This window comes from Rhizobium sp. SVR5-2C (assembly GCF_056755115.1).
Genome location: NZ_JBNDHT010000258.1, coordinates 1 through 3534, shown reverse-complemented (window position 1 = coordinate 3534; position 3534 = coordinate 1). Strand labels below are relative to the sequence as shown.

The window sequence follows — 3534 nt, the reverse complement described above, 5'->3', positions numbered from 1 at the left end:
CTTTAGATGCTTCCGGATCGCTCCCTTCATTTCCGATCTTTCCGCACGGGATGAGGAGGATGCCGTCGATCGTGCCGCTTTGCTGTCGGCTTTCAGGGCTTACCTCGATGCCAACAAGCTGGAAGCCGATTGGGATAGCGTCGAGCGCGCCAGCAATCTGACGCTCGTCAACTCTCTTGCGATGATGTCGCCATTCGGCTCGGCGGAGAAACAGGCGCTGCTCGAGGCTCCGGATCTCAAGACCAGGGCCGAAACGCTGATCGCCATTACGGAAATCGTGCTCGCGCGCGTTTTCGGTGACTCCGATACGGTTCTGCAGTAATCATCGCGCATGGACGAAAAACTCAGCCGCGTTGATCCCAAACTGCTTGAGCTTTTGGTGTGCCCGCTGACCAAGGGCAGGCTCAGTTATGATCGCGAGCACAATGAGCTTGTCTCGGAAAAGGCGCGCCTTGCCTATCCGATCCGCGACGGCATCCCGATCATGTTGGTGTCAGAGGCCCGGCGGCTGGACGACTAGGTCGCGATTCTTAGATCGCTTCGCCCGCCAGAAGCCGGGGATTGTTTCTCGCCGTCGTGCCGGCTGCCTGGCCGATGAAGAAGGACTTGAGATTCGGCAGCCTATCGACGATGCCGAGGCCGATGTCACGGACAACGCGCACCGGCGTTATGTCGTTCGAGAACAGCCGGTTCAGCACGTCGGTCGTCACTCCCATGCGGAAGGTGTCGAACCGGCGCCAGGACTGGTAGCGCTCGAGAATGTTGATCGAGCCGATATCGAGGCCAAGGCGATCGGCCTCGACGATCGTTTCAGCCAGCGCTGCGACGTCCTTGAAGCCGAGATTAAGGCCCTGGCCGGAAATCGGATGAATGCCGTGTGCCGCATCGCCTGCGAGTGCGAAGCGCGGCGCCACGAAAGCGCGGGCGAGCGTAAGGCCCAGCGGAAAGGCGCGCTTTTCGCCGATGACCTTCAGCGCGCCAAGCTTGTGGCCGAAGCGGCGCTCCAGTTCCTCATCGAAGATCAGATCATCGCCGGCGACAAGCCGGTCGGCATCGTTGGTGAATTCGGTCCAGACGAGCGAAGAACGGTTGTTGGTGAGCGGCAGGATCGCAAAGGGGCCGGAGGGAAGGAAGTGTTCTTCGGCGCAGCCATTGTGTGGCCGCTCGTGCTCGACGGTCACGACGATGCCGGACTGGCCATAATCCCAGCTGACCGTTTTTATGCCTGCCAGATCGCGGAGCTTCGACCGCACGCCGTCGCAGGCGACGAGCAGGCGTGACTCCAGCGTGCTGCCATCGGACAACGTGACGGAGATATGATTTTCTTCCGTTGCCAGTCCCGTGGCGCTCAGCCCATGCCGGATTTCGATGCCAAGCCGCTGGCAGACGCCGCGAAGCGCGCGAACCATGACGGCATTCGGGATCATGTGCGCAAAGGGCCGGCCGTCTTCCACCTCGCCATCGAAAGTGAGAAAAACCGGACGAACCGGGTCGGATGTCCTGGAATCGGTGACGATCATCTTGGTGATCGGCTGGGCATCCGGCAGGATTTCGTCCCAGATACCAAAGAGTTCCAGCATCTTTGACGCCGCGGCAATGATCGCGGAGGCGCGCATATCCTTCTGCCAGACATGCTCGGGTGCTGCCTCAACGACGGTCACAGTGAGGTGGGGTGCTGCCTGCTTGACCGCAACCGCTGCTGAAAGGCCGACGTAACCTCCGCCAACAATCAGCATGTCCAGCATCGCCTATTTCCCCGCGCCTTGTGATGACAATCGTGATCTATATAGACCATCGCCTTCTCACTTCCTACAGCCGGGAGCCGAACAAAATGACGAAAGACGCGGCAAAGCCGACCGCCATGGAGACGCTGCTCGCCACCCTCGATCTCGAACCGATCGAGGTGGATATCTTTCGCGGCCGCAGTCCTCAGGTCGGCTGGCAACGCGTTTTCGGCGGCCAGGTGATCAGTCAGGCGCTGATGGCGGCCCAGCGAACGATTGAGGCTGAGCGCTTCGTTCACTCGCTGCATGCCTATTTCATGCGTCCGGGGGATCCTTCCGTGCCGATCATCTATCAGGTGGAGCGCATCCGCGACGGATCGAGCTTCAACACGCGCCGGGTTGTCGCGATCCAGCACGGCGAGGCAATTTTCGCCCTCTCATGTTCCTTCCAGGTCGAGGAATCGGGTTTCGACCATCAGATCGTAATGCCCGAGGTGCCGATGCCGGAAAAGCTGCTCGGCGAGCAGCAGATCAAGGAGCAGTACCTGGCGCATGCGCCGGCGGCCATGCGTAAATATTGGGAACGCGAGCGGCCGATCGAGATCCGGCCTGTTTCGCTGACGCACTACTTTTCCGACAAGAAGCTCGACCCGCGCCAGGACGTTTGGGTGCGCGCGACGGGGCCGGTCCCCGAGGACCGGCGCTATCAAGCTGCAGTGCTTGCCTATCTCTCCGACATGACGTTACTCGGTACCTCGCTCTACGCCCATGGAACCTCGATCTTTGACCAGAGCCTCCAGGTGGCCAGTCTCGACCATGCGATGTGGTTTCACCGTCCGGACAAACTCGACGACTGGCTGCTTTATACGCAAGACAGCCCGTCCGCTTCCGGCGCCCGCGGTTTAACCCGCGGTAGCCTGTTTACGCGATTAGGTGTTCTGGTTGCGTCGGTGGCGCAGGAAGGACTGATCCGGAAAAGGGCAAATGAATAAATAATGTGCATATTTATAAAATTGCGCATTATTTATTCATCTGCTCGCCCATTATTTGCGGGTTTGTTCGTGCCTTCAATTATAGTTATTATATTTCAATAGCTTATAAACTATCGCGAATCTGGCACATCCTTTGAATGTCTATCTTCGGTCGCTGCCCGTGAACGTCAGCGGCAAGGAGAGTCGGCTCCGGGCCGAGGATAACGAAGGATGGGAAAACCAGATGAAAATTGTGATGGCCATTATCAAGCCGTTCAAGCTCGATGAGGTCCGCGAAGCGCTTACGGCGATCGGCATACAGGGCCTGACTGTAACCGAAGTGAAGGGCTACGGGCGCCAAAAGGGACATACCGAAATCTACCGCGGCACGGAATATGCGGTCAGCTTCCTGCCGAAGCTCAAGATCGAAATCGCAGTCGCCTCCGAGCTCGTCGACAAGGCGGTCGAAGCCATCGCGTCGTCGGCCAAGACCGGCCAGATCGGCGACGGCAAGATTTTCGTCTACTCGATCGACCATGCCGTTCGCATCCGCACGGGCGAAACCGATTCAGAAGCGCTCTAAGAACCGCTGAGCAAGGAGCATTATTCCAATGTCAATCTCGAAGTTTTCCTCCATCTTTGCGCGGTTCGGCACTGCGTCGGCTGCGCTTCTTGCGCCTGTCGCCGCCTTCGCACAGGACGCAGCAACGACGGCCGCTCCGGCCGCCGCTGCAACTGCCCCTGCCATGACCATGGACAAGGGCGACAACACCTGGATGCTGATCTCCACGGTTCTCGTCCTGATGATGACGATTCCGGGCCTCGCGCTGTTCTACGGC

The 3534-nt window shown here is 59.1% G+C and carries 4 protein-coding genes and 2 pseudogenes; 5 read left to right on the top strand and 1 reads right to left on the bottom strand.

The genetic code is table 11. From position 1 onward, the window contains the following. Both ACPYOI_RS35240 and ACPYOI_RS35235 read left to right on the top strand, forming a co-directional pair. Nucleotides 1-322, top strand: a pseudogene (locus tag ACPYOI_RS35240) (LON peptidase substrate-binding domain-containing protein); the annotation flags it as partial. A gap of 9 nt (nt 323-331) precedes the next feature. Beyond that, nucleotides 332-520 carry a Trm112 family protein gene (locus ACPYOI_RS35235; protein WP_027511792.1) on the top strand — a complete coding sequence of 63 codons (189 nt, stop codon included), beginning with the start codon at nt 332-334 and terminating at the stop codon, nt 518-520. Between the two features lie 10 nt (nt 521-530). On the opposite strand, the gene ACPYOI_RS35230 is transcribed toward ACPYOI_RS35235, so the two are convergent. After that, entirely contained in the window at nt 531-1745 is a 1215-nt protein-coding gene (locus ACPYOI_RS35230; protein ID WP_481418465.1) for a ubiquinone biosynthesis hydroxylase, read from the bottom strand. 86 nt (nt 1746-1831) lie between these two features. Here ACPYOI_RS35230 and tesB point away from each other — a divergent pair, with 86 nt between their 5' ends. The 3 genes and pseudogenes from tesB to ACPYOI_RS35215 all read left to right on the top strand — a co-directional run. Next, nucleotides 1832-2716, top strand: coding sequence for an acyl-CoA thioesterase II (tesB, locus tag ACPYOI_RS35225; RefSeq protein ID WP_481418466.1), 885 nt, complete (start codon nt 1832-1834; stop codon nt 2714-2716). Nucleotides 2717-2939: 223 nt separating this feature from the next. Next, the gene (locus tag ACPYOI_RS35220) at nt 2940-3278 is read left to right on the top strand and encodes a P-II family nitrogen regulator (RefSeq protein WP_113360322.1); all 339 of its coding nucleotides are present in this window, start codon (nt 2940-2942) and stop codon (nt 3276-3278) included. 28 nt (nt 3279-3306) lie between these two features. After that, a pseudogene (locus ACPYOI_RS35215) lies at nt 3307-3534 on the top strand (ammonium transporter); the annotation flags it as partial.

Bases quoted from the DNA above. Each gene is read 5' to 3' on its own strand.
- ACPYOI_RS35235 (WP_027511792.1), top strand. From the start codon at position 332: ATGGACGAAAAACTCAGCCGCGTTGATCCCAAACTGCTTGAGCTTTTG.
- ACPYOI_RS35230 (WP_481418465.1), bottom strand. From the start codon at position 1,745: ATGCTGGACATGCTGATTGTTGGCGGAGGTTACGTCGGCCTTTCAGCA.
- tesB (WP_481418466.1), top strand. From the start codon at position 1,832: ATGACGAAAGACGCGGCAAAGCCGACCGCCATGGAGACGCTGCTCGCC.
- ACPYOI_RS35220 (WP_113360322.1), top strand. From the start codon at position 2,940: ATGAAAATTGTGATGGCCATTATCAAGCCGTTCAAGCTCGATGAGGTC.